An 18,403-nucleotide genomic window follows, 5' to 3' on the forward strand; every position below is an offset into this window, starting at 1 on the left:
TCGCCCATCGAGTTCGTCACGCTCAATCCGGAGCGCGAGAGAGCGGTCCGAGCCGGCGCAGCCCCGGAGGTCCATATCGACCAAATGGCTGCATGACTGAGGCGACAACTACCTTGACACGCGCCGTCCTGTCGGCGGGCTTTGCGGCCCTCTGCCTCGCGCTGCCTCGTGACCATCACCAGCGTCGGCAGAATGAAGACGATCACGCCGATGCCCAGCAGTTGGAAAAGTTCGAACCACGTCAGGGTAACCATACTCATATGCTAGTCTTGGTTGCTTTCAGAGTCCACTTTGTCAGCGCAATTCGCGCGCAGGTCGCCCTTGGAGATACTGCGCGCGGTGCCGACCATGCGTTGGTGTTGCTCATGCTGCAACTGCTCACTCAGGCTGCTGAGGTTATTGCCCAAAACCCGGCAGACCTTTAGGCAGGCCAAGAATCATGCGGCGGTGACGCCACTCCCCCGGTCGGGAGTCTAGGCATCGAGGGCAAGGCACAAGCGCCCCACCCGCTGGCGAAATCATTAACGGCCGGTGGATACATCTATCGCACCGCTTGCAGGCCGGACAGCGGGCGTTTCTTCAAGGTGGGACGTCCACCAATGTTTACGTTGTCTGCGCGGGCAGCTTCAAGACTTCAATGCGACTCGGCAACGGTTGCGAACAAGTCAGCCGATTTCACTTTCCTGGCGACCTACTGGGTCTGGAGGGCATCGGGGGCTGTGTCCACGCCAGCACCGCTACGGCCCTGGAGGACAGCGCCATCGGCTCGATCCCTGTGACCTCACTGCGCCAAGCGGGAATGCGCGACGGTCGTTTTCATGACGCACTCTTCTGGCAGATGAGTCACGAGCTCATCCGTGAACAGGCGCGGATACTCCTGCTCGGGAGCTCGGGTGCATTGGGCCGCCTTTCGGCATTCCTGCTGGAGGTTTCGGATCGGATGCGGATGCGAGGCTACTCACCGCTGGAATTCCATGTACGCATGTCCCGAAACGACATCGGCAGCTATTTGTGCTTGCGACTAGAGACTGTCAGCCGTGGATTTTCTGCTCTCCAGAAGCGCGGAGTTCTGGATGTGGATGGGCGTCATATCGTTATCCACTCACTGGAGCAATTGCGACGGCTGCGAGATTGTGACGCCAGTTGACTTCGCCAGCCATTTGTTCCAGAGGAGGATGCTCGAGCGCGACAGCGCACTGGTGGTGGCGGCCGCCTCTGAGATGGCTGCTGCCCATTCTGAAATCGGCGAGCTGCAGTGGGTCCTGAGCAAGAACACCCTCGAGAACGAGATCCTCAAAGACGCTGAGGACTACGCCGTCAATCAAAAGTGGAATGCTCGCTCGCCCCTGACCGGCAAGGACGACCGGCGATGATCCTGTGCAGGGCCCCTGGACTTGCGCGCTCGCATATGAACGTCCTGGTGGCTTGCCCTGCTTCGAGGGGCTGGGCGCAGGCTTCGGAGTGGTTGTTCGAACCGTAGTGGCATGGAAACCCACCAATGACGGGCTTAACAATCACCCGGGTTCAACAGACGGAGGTGCGATCAGCAAAGATGCCCCTGCTAGACCCGGGCCACCAAGGACGAACCATCAGGTCAAGTATTACGTTTTACGAGCAATTATCAAGCCCGCCGTGTCTATCGGCTTGCGCGCATCGACCTTCGCGCGCGCCGCGCCAATGCGCGCGGCAACAGGTCACCAGCCCATGGCCGGAGCGGGTCTGCGATCCCCGCCCGCCGTTTAATGCGCTCGCCGAGGGTCCCTTGCGCCAGGTTGTCCAGCAAGAGCAGGCGGGCGCGCGTGTTGTTCACCGGGCGCTTGCCATTGTTGGTCCAGCGCCATGGTCATCACCAGCGCAGTAGCCCAGCCAGTTCGGCCCAGTTTTTGACTGTATTCGCGGGCTTTCGACCGTATTTGTGCAGAACACGGGCCGTTCTTATGCCGCCGTGGAATGCTGAGCGGCATGCTCGCTGATCCAGTTCTCCAGATTGCCGTTTCATCCAACCATGAACACCGCCAGCCCTATCGCCCGGCTTGAAGCACGAATCAGCACCGACCCTGCATTCGATGCCCAAGCGCGCCGCCGAGTTGCAGGGGCGCACCATGACCGACATCTTGGTTTCTGGTGTCTAGGACGCCGCGCGGCAGGCTATCGAGCAAGCATGATGTCATGCGGCTGTTCTTGTTCGACCAGGAGTCCCCCGAAGCGGCTCCCTCGTTGGAACGAGCCTTCGAGCGCCGCAGCAAACTCCTGCGGGCTGAGCGAGCGGCGCGCCGTTTCGGCTCGAGCTCCTCATTGGCGCCCACGACCGCGGCGCCTTCCTCAGCGATTGCCCGGCGCTGGACCGCTACCTGCGGGAGCAGGTCTCCCAAGACGCACGCCGCCGAGTCTCTGCCTGCTTCATCGCAACTCCTGACGGGGTACGGACCGCGGGCTGCTACGTCCTGGCCTCGGTGAGTGTGCGGCTGCCAGCGCTTCCAGCCTCCACTGGCAAGAAGCTTCCGCGTTACCCGAGCGTCCCCACCGTCCGCATGGGCCGCTTGGCTGTCGACAGGGCTTTCAAGGCCCACGGCCTGGGCGATGCGCTACTGGAAGATGCGCTGGAACGGGCCGCGCGGGCAGAAATCGCTGCCTTCGCCCTTGTGGTGGATGCGAAGGACGATGCGGCGGCCAGCTTCAATCCCCACCATGGCTTCATCGCCCTGCCAGAGACGCCATTGACCTTGTTCTTGCCGCTGGCCACCGTGCGGCAGAGACGCGTGAAGCTCTGGTCACCGCGCACTGGCGTGCATCGCTCCACGACAGTTGACTGGTAGAACAGAGCTTCAAAGCCTTCAGATTATCGTCATAATCTGTAGTGCGTTTTCTGCTGAACTATTGGTCGGATCAGCTGACGATACGCCTATGTCCTTGATTTCATTGGCAAATAACCGCCTCGCGGCCCATCACTTCGCCTTCCTGCGCGCGCTGGCAGAGGGCCTGCCCGTGCCCGAGGCGGCCCGGCGGTACCTGCGCATCGAGACCCTGCGCGAGGCAAACCTGGCCTATAAATCCCTCATCGATCAGGTGCAGGCGCTCGCGCGCCGCCAGCGCCACAAGCGCTGGCGCCTCGTTGGCATCGAGATCTCCACCGCAGCGGCCCCCTCCCCTGCCCCGTCCATCGATGACTGGGCAGCCGAGCAGGGCCTGGACGGCTGGTCCCACGAGGAGCTCCAGGATCTGTATGCCGAGCAGTTCGGATCCCCCAATCCAGCCGCCCGGCGCCGCGCCGCTCGCAACGAGCGGCTGCGCCAGCAGCGCCTGCAGCTGCTGCGCGACCTCGAGTCGGTCGCTGGCGCCGCGCCATCGGCCTCGGATCCCCTGGACGGCTGGCTTGAGCCGGGCCTGGCCGAGCGCCTTGGAGCGCTTGGCGCCCTCACGCTGGGTGATCTTCAGGGCCGCATCGCCCGCGGGGGGCGCTGGTGGCGCGGACTGCGCGCCTTTGGCCCCGTCAAAGCCGCACGGCTGGCCCGCCTCGTTGAGCTCCTGCTGGGCGAGACCGTGCGCCCTGCCCTGCCCCTGGCATTTCCAGCGCCGCCCACAGCGCTGTTGGCGGGTGACGCGGGCACCAACAGAGCGCCCAAGGACGCTTGCGCGATCGCAGCTGCGAACGACCGCGAGGCCATCCGCAGCTGGGTCGCCGCACGCGCAGGCTCGGCCTACACCGCCGCCCAGTACGAGCGCGAGGCTGAGCGCTTCATGCTGTGGTGCGTCCTTGAGCGGCGCAAGGCGTTGTCCAGTGCAACGCCCGAAGATTGCCGCGCCTACATGGACTTCCTGCAGGAGGTTCCTGCAGCCTGGATCAGCCGCCGCAAGGTGCCGCGCCTGGCGCCCGGCTGGGCCCCTTTCAAGGGGCAGCTCTCGCACGCAAGCCGTGCGCTGGCGCTGGCTGCCCTTCATTCGCTGTTCTCCTGGCTCGTGCATGCGCGCTATCTGGCCAGCAATCCCTGGGCGTTGGTGAACCGCAAGGTGGGGGAAGACCCGGCCGCAGGCAGTGACGTGACGTCACGTGCGTTCACGCCCGAAGCGTGGGCAGCGCTGTATCGCCACCTCAAGAGCCAGGGTCCGACGCCCTCCTCCTTCAGGCTGCTTTGGCTGCTCACTTTTCTCGAAGCCACGGGCCTGCGTGCTCAGGAGCTGCTGCGCGCCAGGCGGGCCGACCTGAAAGCGACCCAGACGGGTTGGGTCCTGCACGTGCACGGAAAGGGACGGCGCAATCGCACCATCCCGGTTCCGTCTGCTGCTGTACAGGCGACACAGACATATTTTCAGCAGCGGGGCATCGACTTTCAGAACGCCCCGGCAGACACGCCTCTGCTTGCATCCCTCACCCAGCCCGCTGTGGGCATCAGCTACCGGGCGCTACACGAAACTCTCAAGCGGCTCGTCAAGCGCGTGGCGGCCGACTGGCCAGCGCAGGCGCGCATTTGCGCGGCTAGAGCGTCCGCGCACTGGCTGCGACACACGCACGCGACCCGAGCCGCCGAGCGGCAAGTACCCCTTGACGTGCTTCAGGAAAACCTCGGGCATAGCGATCCCCGCACCACGACGCGGTATTACAGAGCGCAGATAGCCCGGCGCCAGGCAGCCCTGGAGCGAGCGTTCGGCGGATCCAGTCTCCCCTGAGCAGGCTCCACCGGACTGGTTGCCTCGTAACGAGTTCAACGTCCCAGGATCTGCAAAACCTCTCGCCCTTGCAGAACGGCTCGGCGGTCAGCACGCCCCAAATTGTGCCGCGGCATTGGCATTTGCGTCATCGGTGCCAAGCAGATCGACTGCAAGCGTGTTCACCGGGAACGATCCAGTTGCGGCAGGGAAATCGTCGCCACGCGGCAGATCGCCCTCTGGGCCGTTGTCATCACCCCATGCATCGTCGAAGCGACTACCGGCGGTGTTTTACCGTAAAACACGCTGGCGCGAGCCCCCGCAATGTCGAGGCGAGGGATGTTTTACCGTAAAACACCCCAGCGCGCTCCTGACTGGCCGGCGCGCAGCCCCAGCTGTGACATGGGAGCCTGCTGCCGCTCGCCTCACGAAATGTCAGTCCAGGCCCACAACGCCAGCGGGCAGGTCGCAGTCACATGCACTCATCGCTTCGAGAGGGCGCCTCTAGGTCACAGAGTACGGGGAAGAGTCGGTGACGCTGTTCTTCTATCCGCGGGCCGGCACTTCGCGGGCGATCTGGCGCAACGTGGGCGCCAGCCTTGGCGAACCGGTACCGCATCCGCATGATGAACCTGATGGGCTGGGGCGGCTCCCGTGTCACGACCTGGGACCCGGCCCGCTGCGCCCGCGTGGAGGGTCACGCCGAACGACCTGGGGCAAGTGGCTGAATCGCTGAGCGGGTGGAACACCGTGCTGCTACCGCAGCCTGCCGGGCTACCCGGGCGGCTTCGCTCCGCCGGTGCTGGAGGGCTTCCTCGAACTGCTGGATCAGGACCCTGGCTCGCCTGGGCGCAGGCCAGGTCGCGCATTGCGGCCAGCAACGGCCGCAATGCGCGCTAGCGAGGACACACCGGCGCTGAAGCAGTTCACCCGTGTGGCGCCGACCACCGACTTTGGGAGCCGCGTGACTGAACCGGTCAAGCCATCCTCATCCGGCATCGCCGGGAGGACCCGATAGCGCCGGCCTTCGTCGGCCGCCACATGGCCGAGCGCGCGCCAAGCGCTCGTCTGGTGCTACTGGACGCAGGTGGGAGCCTCCCGCAGCTGAGCGCAGCGGAGCACGTCATCGCAGCCTTCAGGGGTTTCCTGAGCGATCAGCAGCTGGCAGGCCGCGAACAAGAGTTCAGAAGAAGCAGCCTTTGCAGCGTGGGCAGGCCTGCAGTCGCGCGCTTTTTCCATCGTCGATCGAAAACCAAATGCCCTGCGCGCCGCAAGCGGTTCTTGGGAGAACCGAGGCGAGACCGTTTTACGGTAAAACGGTCTCGCGATAGGCTGTCACGCAGGTCGGGCATGAGCGCGGCCTGGCGCGGCTTGGCGTGGCGTGGCGTGGCGTGGCAGGGCAGGGCAGGGCAGGGCAGGGTGTTTTACCGTAAAACACCCTGCCGAAAAACGTCAGCGCACGGCAGAAGAGGACAGCGACAGATCTTCCTCAGCCAATTGCCTTGAAAATCGCCTCGCGCACCCGCTGGACCTGCTCGGGCGCAAGAGCGCCTCCCTTGATCTTCAGCGACAGGCCCCCACGCCCGTCGACCGTCAGCCGACCGATCGCCTTGCCGCCGAGCGAAAGAGTCTCAGCAGCAGGAGCAGTGTCCTCACGCTCCAGCAACAGGTCGAACACGTCCTTCGCAACGAGCGTAGGCTTTTGCTCAGCGAGCCTTTTCGCCCGCGCCAGCAGTGCTTGCGGCTGGTCACGCAGAGCCTGTGTGAGCGGCGCCGCCCAGCGAAACTGCAGGTCCAGAGGGGAGGGGAACGCCTCAACAACCTCTTTCGGCAGGGTGGCAAGTTGGATCGCGACGCTCATGTTTCCCGCGTTGCCACCCGTCAACTCGGCCATCCGACGCAGCGACGGAAACAGCTTCTTGTCAAGTGCACGGGAGTACATCTGTCCCTGCTCCCAGGGACTCAGGTTCTCGCGCGCCCGATTTTCGCGCTCCATCTCGACAAACAGCTCCTGGTCACTCAGGCGGTCGACCACGGCGGCCACCCGCACCCTTTCCAGAAGACAAGCGCGGTGGCGCCGGTGGCCAAAGACGATCTCGTATCGGACCTTGCCCTTGGGCGTGGCTAACAGGCGAACCTTGATAGGCTGCACATTACGCCCAGCCGAAGAAATCTCGGCCCTCAACACCTCGAACTCCTGCGTGGCAAAGGAGGCCTCGTCGCGATTGGCGTACTCGCTAGGGCCGACCTCTTCAGGGTCGAGCAGTTCCACCACGTCCGCAGCTTCAAGTGCCGTTACTCGCTCCCGAAGACGCGCATTCTCAGCTTCCACCTCGCGGCCCATGGCCAACGATGCGCTGAAGGCCCCGGGTCCGGTGCGCGGCCGATCAGCAGGCAGGGCCGCGCGTGGAGTAGGGGAGGGCACCGCCGGCTCCTCGTCAGAGTCGAAATTGATTCCCCGGCCACGTTCGCGAAGGGAGCGGTTCATACAGCCTCCTTGGTTTGCTGGGCGTCGCTCGCAACTTGACGCTGCCAAGCGCCAACCACCTGACGCTCAATGGTCTCAACCACTTGCTCGTAGGCGTCCACGGCCCGTTTGATGGTGCTCGCGTGAACTCCCGTGCCAGAGCGCATGTCGTAGATCGAGCCGAATTCAGCGCTCGCCGAGGCGGCCGTAGAAGTCTTCGGGATGACCACGGGCAAGATGATGTCTCCGTAGGCCGCAGAGATCCAATCACGCACCACCTCGGTGGCCGAATCCTTGGTATCCACCTTGGACAGGAGCACGTCAATGAAGGAGAACTCTTTCGTGCGCCCGTAAGAGGCGAGGTCCTTGCTCAGGTCGTGAAACAGCGTCCAGAACTGCACGCTCGAGGCGAAGTCCAGCGCGTTGGGAGGCAGCGGCATCACAAGGCCGTCTGCAGCCATCATCGCATTTATGGTGACGTAGGAAAGGGCAGGGGGCGTATCCAAGACGATGATGTCGTAGTTCTGCCTGGCCTTCTCCAGGCCGTAATGCAGCACGTTCCAGAACTGAAAGCCGCGGCCGCCTTCACGAGCCTGGCGCCCCGGCAGCGCAAACTCTGCGCTGTACATCATGGAGGTCGCAGGCACCAGGTCAATCCCGTTCCAGTACGTGCTCTGGATGGCGTACTCAATCGAGTCTTCGTCGCCCAGGCACAGTGGCAATATTGTCTGGTTAGGATCCACCTCAGCGTCCGAGAGAATCCCAAAAAGGGTCGTCAGCGAGCCCTGCGGATCGCAGTCGATGACAAGCACCTTGTGCCCGCGCAGGGAAAGGCCCTGCGCGAGCGTCATCGCGGTGCTGGTCTTGGTGACGCCGCCCTTGAAGTTAGCGGTAGCCACAGTGATTGCCTCAGCGCCCTCGGGACGCATGAGCTCCGGCCGAAGGGCGCGGCACCAAGCACGGACTACTTCCAAGGGAAATTCACGTCGCTTGGAAACCCCGGAAGGCACGAGGTTGCCCGCTGGGAGCTCGCCCTTCTCAGCACGATAGGCGACTTGCCGGGGCTCCAACCCCACCAGTGCACCAAGCTGCGCTGGCGTCCACGTGGGCGCGTGCTTCTGGTTGTCCGGCTGGAGCATCGCGCGCCGCACCTTGCTCAGCACCTTGGCGGCACGCTGGGCGCGCTCTCCAATCTCCTCGATACTGATGGGGTCCTTGAGTTGGATGAGTGGATTCACGTACGCTCCAAAGTAACTCTACGACGGCATTGTAAGAAGCAAGCTCCGTTTTCAAGTGGTTTTCAAATAGAAATTCCGGCTACAACCCAAGCCACACTTGCCGGACGCCTTGTTTGCCTGTGGTGTGTTTCTCGGGTGGCGTCCACAACCGGTCTTTTGAACATTTGATCTATTGAAGAGTTTACAAACAGGAAAATCCTTTCTCGACAAGGACTTACACGCGAACGCGTCCGGCGAATGTGGCAAAGGCGTCCGGGGAATGTGGCTCTGCCGCACGGGAAGTGTGGCATTGGCGTCCGGTAGGTGTGGTGTCGTCCGCCATGTGTGGCGGCGACTTATGCACAGCTGCCACGCAAGCTAGGCGTCCAGCAAGTGTGGTCTAACAAGCGCAGGGAAAATTTCGAGGCGTCCGATGGACCTTGGACGGCTGCTCCTGACCCAGGATAGAAGGGTGTCCGTGCCGCGTTGGACGGGATAAACTTCAGCGCCATGAACCAGCACCGCCAGCTTCCGGTCCCGCACAGGCTGGGTACGCTCAACAAAAGCGTGCTGCTGCTGGCGATGGAGCCGCGGTCGATGGCTTTAACCCCGACCTCGCGCAAGATCTATTCGGTTCTCATCAAGGTCGCGCAGCTGCAGAGGCAGGGCGCTGATGGCTCGTTCCGCGCTCGCCTTGCCGACGTGATTCACGACGCGGTCTCAAGTACGAAGGTGGCCGACCGGATCCAGGGCTACATCGACCAGATGACACAGACGACGTTCCTCATGCATTTAGTGAGCAACGCCGATGCGGGAACCCTCAGTCTGGAGGGCTTCGAGATGCCTGAAGGGCCGCCGGCTGACCTGCAAGAAGGAGAAGAACGTCGAACTTTTGCGCTGCTGGCTGAGGTTCGATGGTCGTTCGAACGAGGCCAGCACTGGCTGCAGTGGTGGTTTCCGCCATCCATCCTCGAGCAGTTGCTGAGTCCCGAACGCTGGGCGCAGATCGATTTCAGCAACTACATGCGGCTCTCAAGCTACGCCGCGTTGTCCCTTTACGAGATTCTGGCCCGGTTCAAGGACTCTCCCGGCGGGCTCACGGCGCGTCGGCCTCCGCAGTGGTGGCAAGCCGTGCTGCGCGAGGGTGGCCCGAGCTCCAAGCCTCGGGAGTGGCGCAAGTTCAAGAACGAGACTCTCAAGCCCGCGCTTGAGGAGATCGTCTCCAAGACGGAGATCCACGCCGAGCTCGTGGAAATTCGCCAAGGGGGAGTCGTTGTGGAGGTCCAGTTCCGAGTGGCGCGGCAGCAAGTGCCCAGCACCAAGGCCCAGGCCGAGGAAGCGGTCGATGTGAGCCTGCCGCTCTATGCGGCCAAGCTGGGCGTTCGCGAGCAAGACCTGCAAACATTGGTCGATCAGTTCGGCGCCGTGCAGGCCGCTGAGGGGCTTAAGGCCCTGGAGGCTGCGCTCGCCAAGCCTGGTAAGTCTGTGACGAAGCCGGCCGCGTACCTGCGCCGCATCTTGGAAAACAAGTCCGCTCACGCCCCCGAGTCCGGGGAGGTTGAGGTGCTGTCACCCGCGGAGAAAGCCGTGCCGCAGTCACTGCAGCAGCGTGAGGAAAAGCTGCGCAAGGCGTACCGCGCAGCGCGCCTGAACGCACTGGAGGGCGAATTCGATCGCTTATCCGTTGAGGAACAGAACAGCTTCTTGGAAAAGGCGCGTGAGAAGATTCCGAACACGCCTGGAACGCTCAAGCGCCTGATGCAGCGCGAGTGGCGCTCGCCGCTCATTCGCGAGGTGGTCTTGGGCGAATACGCGGCCGTCTACCATGGCCCGGGTTGGAACATCCCTACGGTTGCGCAGCTCGAAGAAATTGCGAATATGCAGGAAGGTCCGCGCCTTGCTATTTAAGGGCGCACGGCTTCTGCTTACGTGCCCGCAGGGTCTGTGCCGATGACACGGTCGTCAAGTCGATACAACGGTCGATATCAGCCGCCGCTGTGGCTGGTGGTTCTCCGGCATAAGCTTGCCCGAAGGCAGGTTCAGACCAGAGGCGGACGTAATCCACGCTCAAATGCATCCTGAGCGGATCGGCATCAAGAATCATCGAGTCGGCTCAGCGCAGTGCGGCTGCTTGCCTTAACTTCGAACTTGGAAAGACCACTTTTCCAAGGTGGGGGTGAGCGACTCCCACATCGAGGAGATGGCCAGGCGCATCGACGGCGATGAACTGCTGCGCCAGCGACGTCAGTTTGACCACTGCGCAGTACAAGACTGCGCCAGGTCAACGCCGGCGGCAAGGCCCCTTCCGCACGCCCTGACCGGCCCGCTTGGCCAGGGCGACTTTCAGCCCGATCCTGTGAAAAAGGTTTTTTCAGCTGGTTGATAACAACACACGTACCCCCGTGAAGCAAACGGACCTGATCACGGTGTTCCTCAAGGGGATTGCCGGCGTGGACCATTGATCCCGCAGCTTGTCCAGTACGGGGGTCTTGCATTCGAGTTCGACGGCGTGCCGCTGGCCGTAGTCGAATCCCACGGTCTCCACCCGTGCATGGCGCTCGAGTGCCCGGGCCAGGAAGAGGGTGGAGTCCTGGCCACCGGAAAACAGGACGAGTGCGGCGTCGTGCATAGGCGCCGCCCATCATCCCGCGTTGCCCTTGGCATCGTCCCTGGCTGTGCCGGTAAAGGCGTGGCGCATCTCCCGCACGGAGCGGAAGACCTGCGCGCCCGCCGTGCCGGGCGCGACGATGCCGTAGCGTTCCAGAAGCGCCAGCACGGAACGGGACGGCCGCATGAACATGAGCGAGATGCCCCGCCGCTGCAGTTGTTCGGCCAGCGAGGCCAGCGTGGCGCCGGCCGAGTAGTCCACGTCGTCCACCGCGTCCAGGTCGATGACGAACCAGCTCAGGCCGGGCCTGGCCGCGCCCACCAGGCGGTTGACCTCCTGCGAGAGCACCTCGGCGTTGGCGTAGTACATCGCATGCGAAAAGCGGTACACCATCAGGCCCGGCGCATACTCGCCGGCGGTGGCCACGTCCGCCAGCTGGGCGTGCCCGTCCTCACCGCGCACGATCACGCTGTTGTGCGGCTTGTAGCCGCGGCGCACATGATCGATGAGGGACAGCACCATGGCGAGCACGATCGCCTGCTCCACCCCCACCACGAGCACCGCCGCCGCGGTGATGAGCGCGACCCAGAACTCGGACGGACGCTCGGCGCGTATGCGCCGCAGCGCCTGGACGTGGACCAGGTCGATGCCGATCAGGAACACGATCGCCGCCAGCACCGATCGGGGCAGGGCGGCGATGGGCCCGGTCGCGAACAGGACCACCAGCGTGACGACGGCCGCCATGGTGAGATGGGCGGCCTGGCTGCGGCCGCCGGCGGAGTCCACCATCTGGGTCTTGGTCGGGCTGCCGTTCACCACGAAAGTGCCCGTCAGCGCGGCCCCCGCGTTGGCGGCGGCGAGCCCCACCAGGTCGTGGTTCTCGTCGAACGGGGTGTTGTACTTCCACGCGTAGGCCCGCGAGGTCGCGGCGCTCTGCGCGAGGATGACCACCGTCATCGCCAGCACGGCGGGGGCCAGCTGCGTGCCCTCCCGGCCCAGCAAGCTCAAGTCGGGCAGCGCCAGCGAGGGCAGGCCGCCCTGGAGGGCGCCCACGACGGCGATGTGGTGCGATCCCCAGTCCAGCAGCAGGCTGGCCCCGGTGGCCGCGACCACGGCGACCAGCGCCGCCGGAAAACGCGGCAGCCAGCGGCGCATCAGCAGCAGGCCGGCCAGGGTCGCGCCGCCCAGCGCCAGTTCCGCGGGCTGGGTGGCCGTGATCCGCCGCAGCACCTGCGCGAGCAGTTCCACCGGATGGTGGCCGTGCGCCGCCACCCCGAGCAGGGTGGGCAGTTCCCCGATCGCCACCTGCAGGCCCACGCCCGTGAGGAAACCGACGAGCACGGTGCGCGACAGGAAATCGGCCAGGAACCCGAGCCGTGCCACCCGTGCCAGCAACAGCAGGACGGCGCAGGCCAGTGCCATCGCCTGCGCGTACAGCATCCACTCGCCGGAGCCCGGCTGCGCCAGCGGCGCCAGGGCGGCGGCCATGATGGCCGCCGTGGCGGAGTCCGCGCCCACCACCAGCAGGCGCGACGAGCCCAGGACCGCAAAGGCCAGCGCCGGCACCATCAGCGTGTACAGGCCGGTCACCACGGGTGTACCGGCGATGCGGGTGTAGCCCATCACTTCCGGGATGGCCAGCGCCGCCAGCGTGAGCCCGGCTACGATGTCACGCGCCAGTGTGGCCCGGTTCACCGGGAGCAGGCCGCCCAGCAGGACTGCGCGCCAGGCCCGGCGGGCCGCGGGGTGTGGTGGTTCGTTCGACGCGGGCGCCGGCTCGTCCATTCGCATCACGCGATCTTGCAGGGAATCGAGACGTCCTCGTCGACGCTGTAGACGGCGCAAAGGCGGTGGTAACCGTCGGCGATGACGACGCGCCCGTGTTCGCGGTCGCGCACGAGCAGGATGGGGGACAGGGCCTTGCCCGCGCTGATCTTCTCGCGGTCCCGCGCCACGTGCAGGTTGCTCGCGTCTAGCAGCGGCAGGCCCGAGGCGCGGAAGATGTCCTTGGCCTTGAAGCTCAGGACGGGCGCGGGCCGCAGGCGGCGCAGCACGTCGTCGACCGCTTCCTGCGGCTGCAGCAGCAGCAGGAAACTTCCGGCGGCGGGATAGTCGTGCTCTTCCGGCTGGTCGAGCCAGCGCAGGCTGGACTTGGGATCGGGCTTGCTCATGCGCAGGGTTCCTTCAACGCCGCCAGACGGGGCACAGGAACGAGTGTGCCGCGATGTCAGGCCCGGCGTCCAGGGAAGGCTGGGTTTGCACGCCCATGGCCGAGGCCGAGTTCCCGGCCGGATCCCTGTGCAGCCGGACACCTGCAACTGCCCGGCAATCGCCACTGCCGCCGTGCTCGTTTCCACGCCCAGCTTCTCGAAGATGTGCTCCAGGTGCTTGTTGACCGTGCGTGGACTCATGCCTAGGATGACGGCGATGTCACGGTTCGTCTTTCCCTTGGCGAGCCAGATCAGGACTTCGGCTTCCCGGGGCGTGAGGGCGGCCTGGGAAGGCTCAGCTGGCCCGCCGCCCCGGACGGCATGGCGCCTAGCAGCAGCATGGTTTCCGAAAACCGGCCCTGGCCCATGTGCTGGGCGACGAGGCGGCTGCCGCCGGCAAGCAGCAGCTCGCCTCCCTGCCCGGCTCGGCCCCCCCAGTCACGCGGCCGCCGCCGCCTCGCCATCCTGGCCCTCGAACGCCTGCGCCAGCCACTGGGTGGCCCGTGGCGAGCGCCACGCGACCCGGCCGTGGCCATCGAGCATGACCACGCCCATGCCGGCGATGTCCACGGCCTCGCGTGCCCAGCGGGCGGCGCGCGCGTTGCGCACATGGGTGGCGACACGGGCCAGAACTTCCGGGATGCGCAGGGGCTTCACCACGTAGTCGACACCGCCACTCTCGAATCCGCGGACCACTTCATCCGTTCCGGAAAACCCGGTCATGAACACGATCGGGACATGCGCCCAGGGCCGCGTGCCCTTGGTCTCCTTGCAGAGCATGAAGCCGTCGGTCCCTGGCATCACCGCGTCGAGCAGCACGGCATCCGGCACGGCCATCTCGCAGCGCGCGCCTCGTCCGCGTCGCGCGCCACAAGCACGCTGTAGCCTTCCGTGGCGAGCGCATCTCACAGCAGTCGCTGCGTGTCGACTACGAGGACCACGCGTCTATTTCCTGTTTCAGGGGACTGCGGCATCTTCGGTTTCCCTCAATCGCTAGATCAGAATGTCGAAATCGAAACTGTCCGCGCAGGCCTGCAGCCGCTGCAGCTCGATGAGGTGGCCGGGCAGGCGGCCCAGGCCGCCCTGACCAACGACGTGACCTTGCGCGAAGGCTGGTACGACACGCCGCCCACCAAGGGCCTGCGCGGGGTGGGGCGGGTCTATGCCGGCTGGGGCCTGTCGCAGCCTTTCTACTTGCAGGAACTCTGGCGCGACATAGGCTACGGCGCGCTCGCGGACTTCCTGGTCGGGTTCTGGGAGGGCTTCTTCCTGCCGAAGGACGCGAACAACCTGCTGGCCATGCTCTGAAGCTGGCAGAACGGGGACATCACAGCCAATCCGGTCTTCCGTCTCTCTGCGTGTTCCTCCTCCGTCGATGGCTGCACCGTCAAACGGACCAGGAGCCCCATCATCAACTCGTACCGGGCGGAGCCGATGTTGCATGGCTCGCAGCTGGGGAAACACATATCCCTCGGGCCACCAATTACGAAGGAACAACGACCGTGCTGGGATGTGGTCTTCCGTCGTGGCAGCCACTCTGCCACCGCAGAAGCAGCAATATGGGTGGTCACGAAAGAACCTGAGCCGTTTGGCCTGCTTCTGACCCATTTCCTTGTCCTCGACGGCAGGCCAGCGTCAGCCGCCTTCGGCCAACGCGTCCGTGATAAAGCCCTGGTCACAGAGCGCACGCACGACCCCACGCAGCAGCATGTTGTGGCTGAAACCGATGCTGTATCGTCGAGCCCCTTCCTTAATGGGTTGGAGCATCCCGCTTTCCACCAGCTTCCTGATCTGGTACGTCCGCTTGTTTGCGTTGAGCTCTGGCATCGCAGCTTCGAGGTCACCCGACTTCACCACCCCTGCTTTTATCGTCGTCGTGAGTACAGCCTCTTCTTGGGGCGTGATCAGCTGCCGCGCCCGTGCGTGCCCCACCGCGGGCAGAAGTACGGCAGTCTGCAGATGTCCATAGTCCGCAAGCCTGTTGACCTTGTTCAGTTCGTCGCGGATGCCGCTGAGCATGTACGTGCACCAGCGTTCGAGAGCTTCATCGGTGCCTGTGTCGGCGTCTGTCCTCGCGCGGCAGCTGCGCGTGGAACTCCACCACGCGCGGAACCTTGTAGCTCGCTAGCCGCTCGCGCAGCCACGACCGCACCGCCTCCGCGTCCAGTGACGCGCCCCCGGACACCTGGACCGCGGCGGCCAGCGCTTCCCTGTGCGCGCTCGAGCTGGCCCAACTTGCGTTGTCGCGCGAAAACCTCGTGGCCACCCTGCTGGATCCGGTGGTCAAGGTGGGCACGTCTGCGGACGCGCCGCTTTTCTCAGCAGGCGCTGCAGTTCGACCCGCGATCCTCATCGCCAGTGAATTGAAGGGGAGGGCACTTCCTCGTGCCGTAGCTGCAGAAGACGCAGCAGTCCCCGGGGAGCGGGCGAAGGAGCGTTTCGCAGCCCTCGCATTCATGGAAGAACTGGCAAGAGTCCAGAGGCATCTCAAGCTCTGACTTGTGCCCGCAAGCAGGGCAGGTCAAGGTCGATCGGGTCTGGATGAGCTCGCTCATGTGTTCGCTCATGCGCCTTGGAGCCGCGCCACAAGCTTGCGTTCCGTCTGTCCGCCCAGAAGAACCCAGCGCACAAAGTCACCTTCGACGAGCACGAAGCTGGGCGTTCGCGCCACCGAGAACTTGCGCGCTAGATCGACCTGCTGAGCGATGTCGACCGAAATCAGATCCCGGTGGGAAAGCTGCAGCCGCTCAACCATAGGCTTGATTGCTCGGCAGGGCCCGCAGTGGGCGGAATGGACCCGCCTGCAGTCTTCTGCGGCGGCGCCGTCTACAGAAGAGGTGTCTGGCGCGGCGCGCCCGACGCTGCGCATCGCGCGCATCCACATGAGCGCTTGCATCGCGACGGCGAGTGCGATGGCGGAAGACACCTCGATGGGGAGCCAATTCATGGCCGCCCCTCCTTCCGGGCCTTGGAGGTATCCGCCGGAGCGGCCTCGCCGCCAAGCAAATACTCGCGCACGAGTTCGCGCGCGCGGTGTAGCCTGCTCTTGATCGCCGGGGCGTTTTCGCCCAGCCGCTGCGCGATCTCTGCGATCGTGAGCTCCTCGAAGTCGCGAAGAAGGATGACTTCCAGGTAGTGCGCCGGCAGCGACTCCAGAGCGTGGGCCAGATCGATGCGCAGGGCCGCGTCAGAGCGGCAGGCGAGCTGCTCCTCGGCGATGTCCTCGGCTAGCGGCTCGTGCCTGAACATCATGCGCTCGAGCTTGCGGCACTCGCGCTTGATGACGATGAACAGCCAGGAAGAAAAAGCGGCTGCCGCCTTCAGGCCCTTGACCTTGCGGGAAATCGTCAGCAGCGATTCCTGCACGGCGTCGTCCACATCGCTCGCGTGGCAGTGCCTGCGGGCGTAGCGCCTAGCGTCGGCCTGGCACACCGCCAGGAGCTGTCCGATCGCCGCAGGGTCGCCCGTTTGGGCGGCCAGGACGAGATTGGAATGGTCCGCCGCCGCCATGCTCAATGGCCCTTGTCGAGTTTACGGCCGACCATGGCGCACATCGGGCAGAAGCCCACCAGACCGGTCATGGCAAGCACGGCTCCCATCACGCCGGCGGCCATGGCCAAGGGCGCGCCCCAGCTCATGGCCGCGAAGCCGAGGGCCATCGCCCCCATGACGAGGCGAAGGATGCGTTCCCAGGCGGGGACATTTTTTGCGTAGAACATGGCGAGCTCCTTGGATAGCTTGTTCGAGGACCGTCCTCGCTTGCTAAGAGGAGCCGTATGGCCAAAACGGTTCGCAGCTGTTCCATTTATTTCACCGCCCGCCCCCATCCACAAGTGGTGGGATGGGGAGGCAGTCGTTCAGCCGAGCTTATACGCAGCGAAGCGCTCGTCGACCTGCGTGCCGAAAGCGTGGTTGGAATAGTTGCTCAGCACCTTCACTGCGACAGCTAGCACGATGTAGAGGATGGCTTGCTCGGTGTATCCGGCACGCAGGAAAGCGTCGAGCTTGGCCTGGGACGGCTTGCCGTTGTTGCGCACCATGTCCTGCGTCAGCTCGTAGAGGGCCGCAAGCTTGGATTCGGGCAGGGGTCGGCCTTGGCGGATGGCATCCAGGACCGGGCCGGGGACGCCCGACATTTTGTCGGCGATCATGCTGTGGGCCGCGGCGCAGTAGGTGCAGCCGTTGGCCATGCTCACCGCGAGGAACACGACCTCTTGTTCGGCGGGCGTGAAGCCGGACTCGGCGCGGAACTTGGAGTAGCCGCTCAGGTAGGTGCCGAGGACTGCCGGGGCATTGGCCATGTTGGCATACATGTTCGGAATGAATCCGACCTGCTTGAGGGCGGTGTCGAGCATCTCCTTCTGCGCGCCCTGGGCTTGGGCGTGGTCGACGGCGGTGAGTGATTTGAGATAGGCCATAGGTTCTCCTTCAATTGGATGATGGGTTCGGCCACCGAGGTCGATCCGCGATGGACTCGGAGTCATGTTAGGAGCGATAAGGTGAACGAAGTTGACTGGACGTCTCAATCGCGTGCCCGTCCGTTCCCAGGTATCTAGCGGCGGGCGCTGGGCGCAATCAAAGCTCGGGCGAACGGTGTTTGAGCCAGTCCGAGGGCGATGTGCCGAACTTGCGCAGGAACGCCCGGTGCAGCGAGCTCGAGCTGCCGTAGCCGACCTGGAGAGCCGCTGCCTTGGCGGGGACGCCCTTGGCGAGGAGCCGCTGCGCTAGCATGAGTCGCCAGGAGGCGAGGTAGTCGGCCGGGGTGCTGCCGGTGACGAGTCGGAAGTGCTCGGCGAAACGCGCGCGGGACATGCCGGCGCGTTCTGCCAAAGCGGTGAGATCCCACCCGCGGGCAGGATCTTCGTGGATCGATTCCAGGGCTTTGGACAGCTTGGGGTCGGCCAAGCCGGCGAGCGCGCCGCCGGAGACTTGCCCGCGCTCCTGGGCATGGCGCAGCATCCGGACCATCAGCACTTCGCACAGCCGATCCAGAACAGCTTGGCGCCCGCTGAGCGCGTCGAAGGCTTCGGCGAACATCAGCTCGAGGATCGGCCCAAGCTCCGGGCAGTCTTCCAGATGAATGAGCGCGGTGTCGGGTAGGGAGTCGGAGATGGGGTTGCGCCCTCCCGCTGAGGTTGCCCCTAGAAATCGGAGTGCATAACCCGATCGTCAGGCGGCAGATTTTTGCTGCGCCGCCAACCAGCGTTGTTCGAACTGCATTGGGCTGAGATACCCAAGCGCCGAATGTAGCCTCGAA

General features: G+C 64.7%; 20 protein-coding genes and 3 pseudogenes. 8 read left to right on the forward strand and 15 right to left on the reverse strand.

What is annotated here, in order from left to right:
* Nucleotides 1-92 precede the first annotated feature (92 nt).
* From IM725_RS16415 to IM725_RS16440, 5 genes are all read left to right on the forward strand, one after another.
* Complete coding sequence (locus IM725_RS16415) at nucleotides 93-425, forward strand: hypothetical protein (RefSeq protein ID WP_193781716.1); 333 nt, start codon at nucleotides 93-95, stop codon at nucleotides 423-425.
* A 128-nt stretch (nucleotides 426-553) separates the two neighbouring features.
* On the forward strand, nucleotides 554-1,147 hold the full coding sequence (locus IM725_RS20805; protein ID WP_193781717.1) for a helix-turn-helix domain-containing protein: 594 nt from the start codon (nucleotides 554-556) through the stop codon (nucleotides 1,145-1,147).
* Nucleotides 1,038-1,373 carry a helix-turn-helix domain-containing protein gene (locus tag IM725_RS16425; RefSeq protein ID WP_193781734.1) on the forward strand — a complete coding sequence of 112 codons (336 nt, stop codon included), beginning with the start codon at nucleotides 1,038-1,040 and terminating at the stop codon, nucleotides 1,371-1,373. The genes IM725_RS20805 and IM725_RS16425 overlap by 110 nt, the downstream gene beginning before the upstream one ends.
* 921 nt (nucleotides 1,374-2,294) lie before the next feature.
* Nucleotides 2,295-2,816, forward strand: coding sequence for a GNAT family N-acetyltransferase (locus tag IM725_RS16435; protein ID WP_193781731.1), 522 nt, complete (start codon nucleotides 2,295-2,297; stop codon nucleotides 2,814-2,816).
* 88 nt (nucleotides 2,817-2,904) lie between these two features.
* On the forward strand, nucleotides 2,905-4,665 hold the full coding sequence (locus IM725_RS16440) for a tyrosine-type recombinase/integrase (protein WP_193781718.1): 1,761 nt from the start codon (nucleotides 2,905-2,907) through the stop codon (nucleotides 4,663-4,665).
* Nucleotides 4,666-6,133: 1,468 nt separating this feature from the next.
* Here IM725_RS16440 and IM725_RS16445 read toward each other — a convergent pair.
* Nucleotides 6,134-7,132: a ParB/RepB/Spo0J family partition protein gene (locus IM725_RS16445; protein WP_193781719.1), complete on the reverse strand. Its 999-nt coding sequence runs from the start codon at nucleotides 7,130-7,132 to the stop codon at nucleotides 6,134-6,136.
* Nucleotides 7,129-8,349: a ParA family protein gene (locus tag IM725_RS16450; RefSeq protein ID WP_287067478.1), complete on the reverse strand. Its 1,221-nt coding sequence runs from the start codon at nucleotides 8,347-8,349 to the stop codon at nucleotides 7,129-7,131. Before IM725_RS16450 ends, IM725_RS16445 begins: the two co-directional genes overlap by 4 nt.
* 489 nt (nucleotides 8,350-8,838) lie before the next feature.
* Between IM725_RS16450 and IM725_RS16455 the strand changes: the two genes are divergently transcribed.
* Nucleotides 8,839-10,236, forward strand: a complete 1,398-nt coding sequence (locus tag IM725_RS16455) for a replication initiation protein (RefSeq protein ID WP_193781720.1) — start codon at nucleotides 8,839-8,841, stop codon at nucleotides 10,234-10,236.
* 268 nt (nucleotides 10,237-10,504) lie between these two features.
* Entirely contained in the window at nucleotides 10,505-10,711 is a 207-nt protein-coding gene (locus IM725_RS16460) for a hypothetical protein (protein WP_193781721.1), read from the forward strand.
* A 78-nt stretch (nucleotides 10,712-10,789) separates the two neighbouring features.
* On the opposite strand, the pseudogene IM725_RS16465 reads toward IM725_RS16460, so the two are convergent.
* From IM725_RS16465 to IM725_RS20470, 5 genes and pseudogenes are all read right to left on the reverse strand, one after another.
* A pseudogene (locus IM725_RS16465) lies at nucleotides 10,790-10,957 on the reverse strand (7-cyano-7-deazaguanine synthase); the annotation flags it as partial.
* Nucleotides 10,958-10,969: 12 nt separating this feature from the next.
* Nucleotides 10,970-12,727: a SulP family inorganic anion transporter gene (locus IM725_RS16470; RefSeq protein WP_193781723.1), complete on the reverse strand. Its 1,758-nt coding sequence runs from the start codon at nucleotides 12,725-12,727 to the stop codon at nucleotides 10,970-10,972.
* Nucleotides 12,727-13,107, reverse strand: a complete 381-nt coding sequence (locus IM725_RS16475) for a hypothetical protein (protein WP_193781733.1) — start codon at nucleotides 13,105-13,107, stop codon at nucleotides 12,727-12,729. The genes IM725_RS16470 and IM725_RS16475 overlap by 1 nt, the downstream gene beginning before the upstream one ends.
* Nucleotides 13,108-13,320: 213 nt before the next feature.
* Nucleotides 13,321-13,584, reverse strand: a pseudogene (locus IM725_RS20735) (helix-turn-helix domain-containing protein); the annotation flags it as partial.
* Complete coding sequence (locus tag IM725_RS20470) at nucleotides 13,585-13,983, reverse strand: response regulator (protein ID WP_227753875.1); 399 nt, start codon at nucleotides 13,981-13,983, stop codon at nucleotides 13,585-13,587.
* A 219-nt stretch (nucleotides 13,984-14,202) separates the two neighbouring features.
* On the opposite strand from IM725_RS20470, the gene IM725_RS16485 reads away from it, so the two are divergent.
* The gene (locus tag IM725_RS16485; protein WP_193781724.1) at nucleotides 14,203-14,454 is read left to right on the forward strand and encodes an alpha/beta hydrolase family protein; all 252 of its coding nucleotides are present in this window, start codon (nucleotides 14,203-14,205) and stop codon (nucleotides 14,452-14,454) included.
* Between the two features lie 327 nt (nucleotides 14,455-14,781).
* Here the strand turns inward: IM725_RS16485 and IM725_RS16490 are convergent, their stop codons facing one another.
* The 8 genes and pseudogenes from IM725_RS16490 to IM725_RS20660 form a co-directional block, all read right to left on the reverse strand.
* Nucleotides 14,782-15,165, reverse strand: coding sequence for a hypothetical protein (locus tag IM725_RS16490; protein ID WP_193781725.1), 384 nt, complete (start codon nucleotides 15,163-15,165; stop codon nucleotides 14,782-14,784).
* A 299-nt stretch (nucleotides 15,166-15,464) separates the two neighbouring features.
* The gene (locus IM725_RS20475) at nucleotides 15,465-15,713 is read right to left on the reverse strand and encodes a GDCCVxC domain-containing (seleno)protein (RefSeq protein WP_456096307.1); all 249 of its coding nucleotides are present in this window, start codon (nucleotides 15,711-15,713) and stop codon (nucleotides 15,465-15,467) included.
* Nucleotides 15,710-16,093: a thioredoxin family protein gene (locus tag IM725_RS16495; RefSeq protein WP_193781726.1), complete on the reverse strand. Its 384-nt coding sequence runs from the start codon at nucleotides 16,091-16,093 to the stop codon at nucleotides 15,710-15,712. Before IM725_RS16495 ends, IM725_RS20475 begins: the two co-directional genes overlap by 4 nt.
* Nucleotides 16,090-16,656 (reverse strand): RNA polymerase sigma factor, encoded by a 567-nt coding sequence (locus IM725_RS16500; RefSeq protein WP_193781727.1) that lies wholly within the window; start codon nucleotides 16,654-16,656, stop codon nucleotides 16,090-16,092. The genes IM725_RS16495 and IM725_RS16500 overlap by 4 nt, the downstream gene beginning before the upstream one ends.
* 2 nt (nucleotides 16,657-16,658) lie before the next feature.
* The gene (locus IM725_RS16505; RefSeq protein WP_193781728.1) at nucleotides 16,659-16,865 is read right to left on the reverse strand and encodes a YgaP family membrane protein; all 207 of its coding nucleotides are present in this window, start codon (nucleotides 16,863-16,865) and stop codon (nucleotides 16,659-16,661) included.
* 138 nt (nucleotides 16,866-17,003) lie between these two features.
* The gene (locus tag IM725_RS16510; RefSeq protein WP_193781729.1) at nucleotides 17,004-17,564 is read right to left on the reverse strand and encodes a carboxymuconolactone decarboxylase family protein; all 561 of its coding nucleotides are present in this window, start codon (nucleotides 17,562-17,564) and stop codon (nucleotides 17,004-17,006) included.
* A gap of 157 nt (nucleotides 17,565-17,721) precedes the next feature.
* Nucleotides 17,722-18,114 carry an AraC family transcriptional regulator gene (locus tag IM725_RS16515; protein WP_321576210.1) on the reverse strand — a complete coding sequence of 131 codons (393 nt, stop codon included), beginning with the start codon at nucleotides 18,112-18,114 and terminating at the stop codon, nucleotides 17,722-17,724.
* Nucleotides 18,106-18,261: pseudogene (locus tag IM725_RS20660) on the reverse strand (cupin domain-containing protein); the annotation flags it as partial. The gene IM725_RS16515 and the pseudogene IM725_RS20660, both read right to left, overlap by 9 nt.
* Between the last annotated feature and the right edge of the window lie 142 nt (nucleotides 18,262-18,403).

It is taken from the genome of Ramlibacter aquaticus (assembly GCF_015159745.1).
Taxonomy (GTDB): Bacteria; Pseudomonadota; Gammaproteobacteria; order Burkholderiales; family Burkholderiaceae_C; genus Ramlibacter; species Ramlibacter aquaticus.

Coding starts and splice junctions, on each gene's coding strand:
- IM725_RS16445 (WP_193781719.1), bottom strand. CDS start 7,132: ATGAACCGCTCCCTTCGCGAACGTGGCCGGGGAATCAATTTCGACTCT.
- IM725_RS16475 (WP_193781733.1), bottom strand. CDS start 13,107: ATGAGCAAGCCCGATCCCAAGTCCAGCCTGCGCTGGCTCGACCAGCCG.
- IM725_RS16515 (WP_321576210.1), bottom strand. CDS start 18,114: ATGGTCCGGATGCTGCGCCATGCCCAGGAGCGCGGGCAAGTCTCCGGC.
- IM725_RS16490 (WP_193781725.1), bottom strand. CDS start 15,165: ATGCTCAGCGGCATCCGCGACGAACTGAACAAGGTCAACAGGCTTGCG.
- IM725_RS16440 (WP_193781718.1), top strand. CDS start 2,905: ATGTCCTTGATTTCATTGGCAAATAACCGCCTCGCGGCCCATCACTTC.
- IM725_RS16495 (WP_193781726.1), bottom strand. CDS start 16,093: ATGAATTGGCTCCCCATCGAGGTGTCTTCCGCCATCGCACTCGCCGTC.
- IM725_RS20470 (WP_227753875.1), bottom strand. CDS start 13,983: ATGGCCGTGCCGGATGCCGTGCTGCTCGACGCGGTGATGCCAGGGACC.
- IM725_RS16470 (WP_193781723.1), bottom strand. CDS start 12,727: ATGCGAATGGACGAGCCGGCGCCCGCGTCGAACGAACCACCACACCCC.
- IM725_RS16500 (WP_193781727.1), bottom strand. CDS start 16,656: ATGGCGGCGGCGGACCATTCCAATCTCGTCCTGGCCGCCCAAACGGGC.
- IM725_RS16455 (WP_193781720.1), top strand. CDS start 8,839: ATGAACCAGCACCGCCAGCTTCCGGTCCCGCACAGGCTGGGTACGCTC.
- IM725_RS16505 (WP_193781728.1), bottom strand. CDS start 16,865: ATGTTCTACGCAAAAAATGTCCCCGCCTGGGAACGCATCCTTCGCCTC.
- IM725_RS20475 (WP_456096307.1), bottom strand. CDS start 15,713: ATGAGCGAACACATGAGCGAGCTCATCCAGACCCGATCGACCTTGACC.
- IM725_RS16510 (WP_193781729.1), bottom strand. CDS start 17,564: ATGGCCTATCTCAAATCACTCACCGCCGTCGACCACGCCCAAGCCCAG.
- IM725_RS16415 (WP_193781716.1), top strand. CDS start 93: ATGACTGAGGCGACAACTACCTTGACACGCGCCGTCCTGTCGGCGGGC.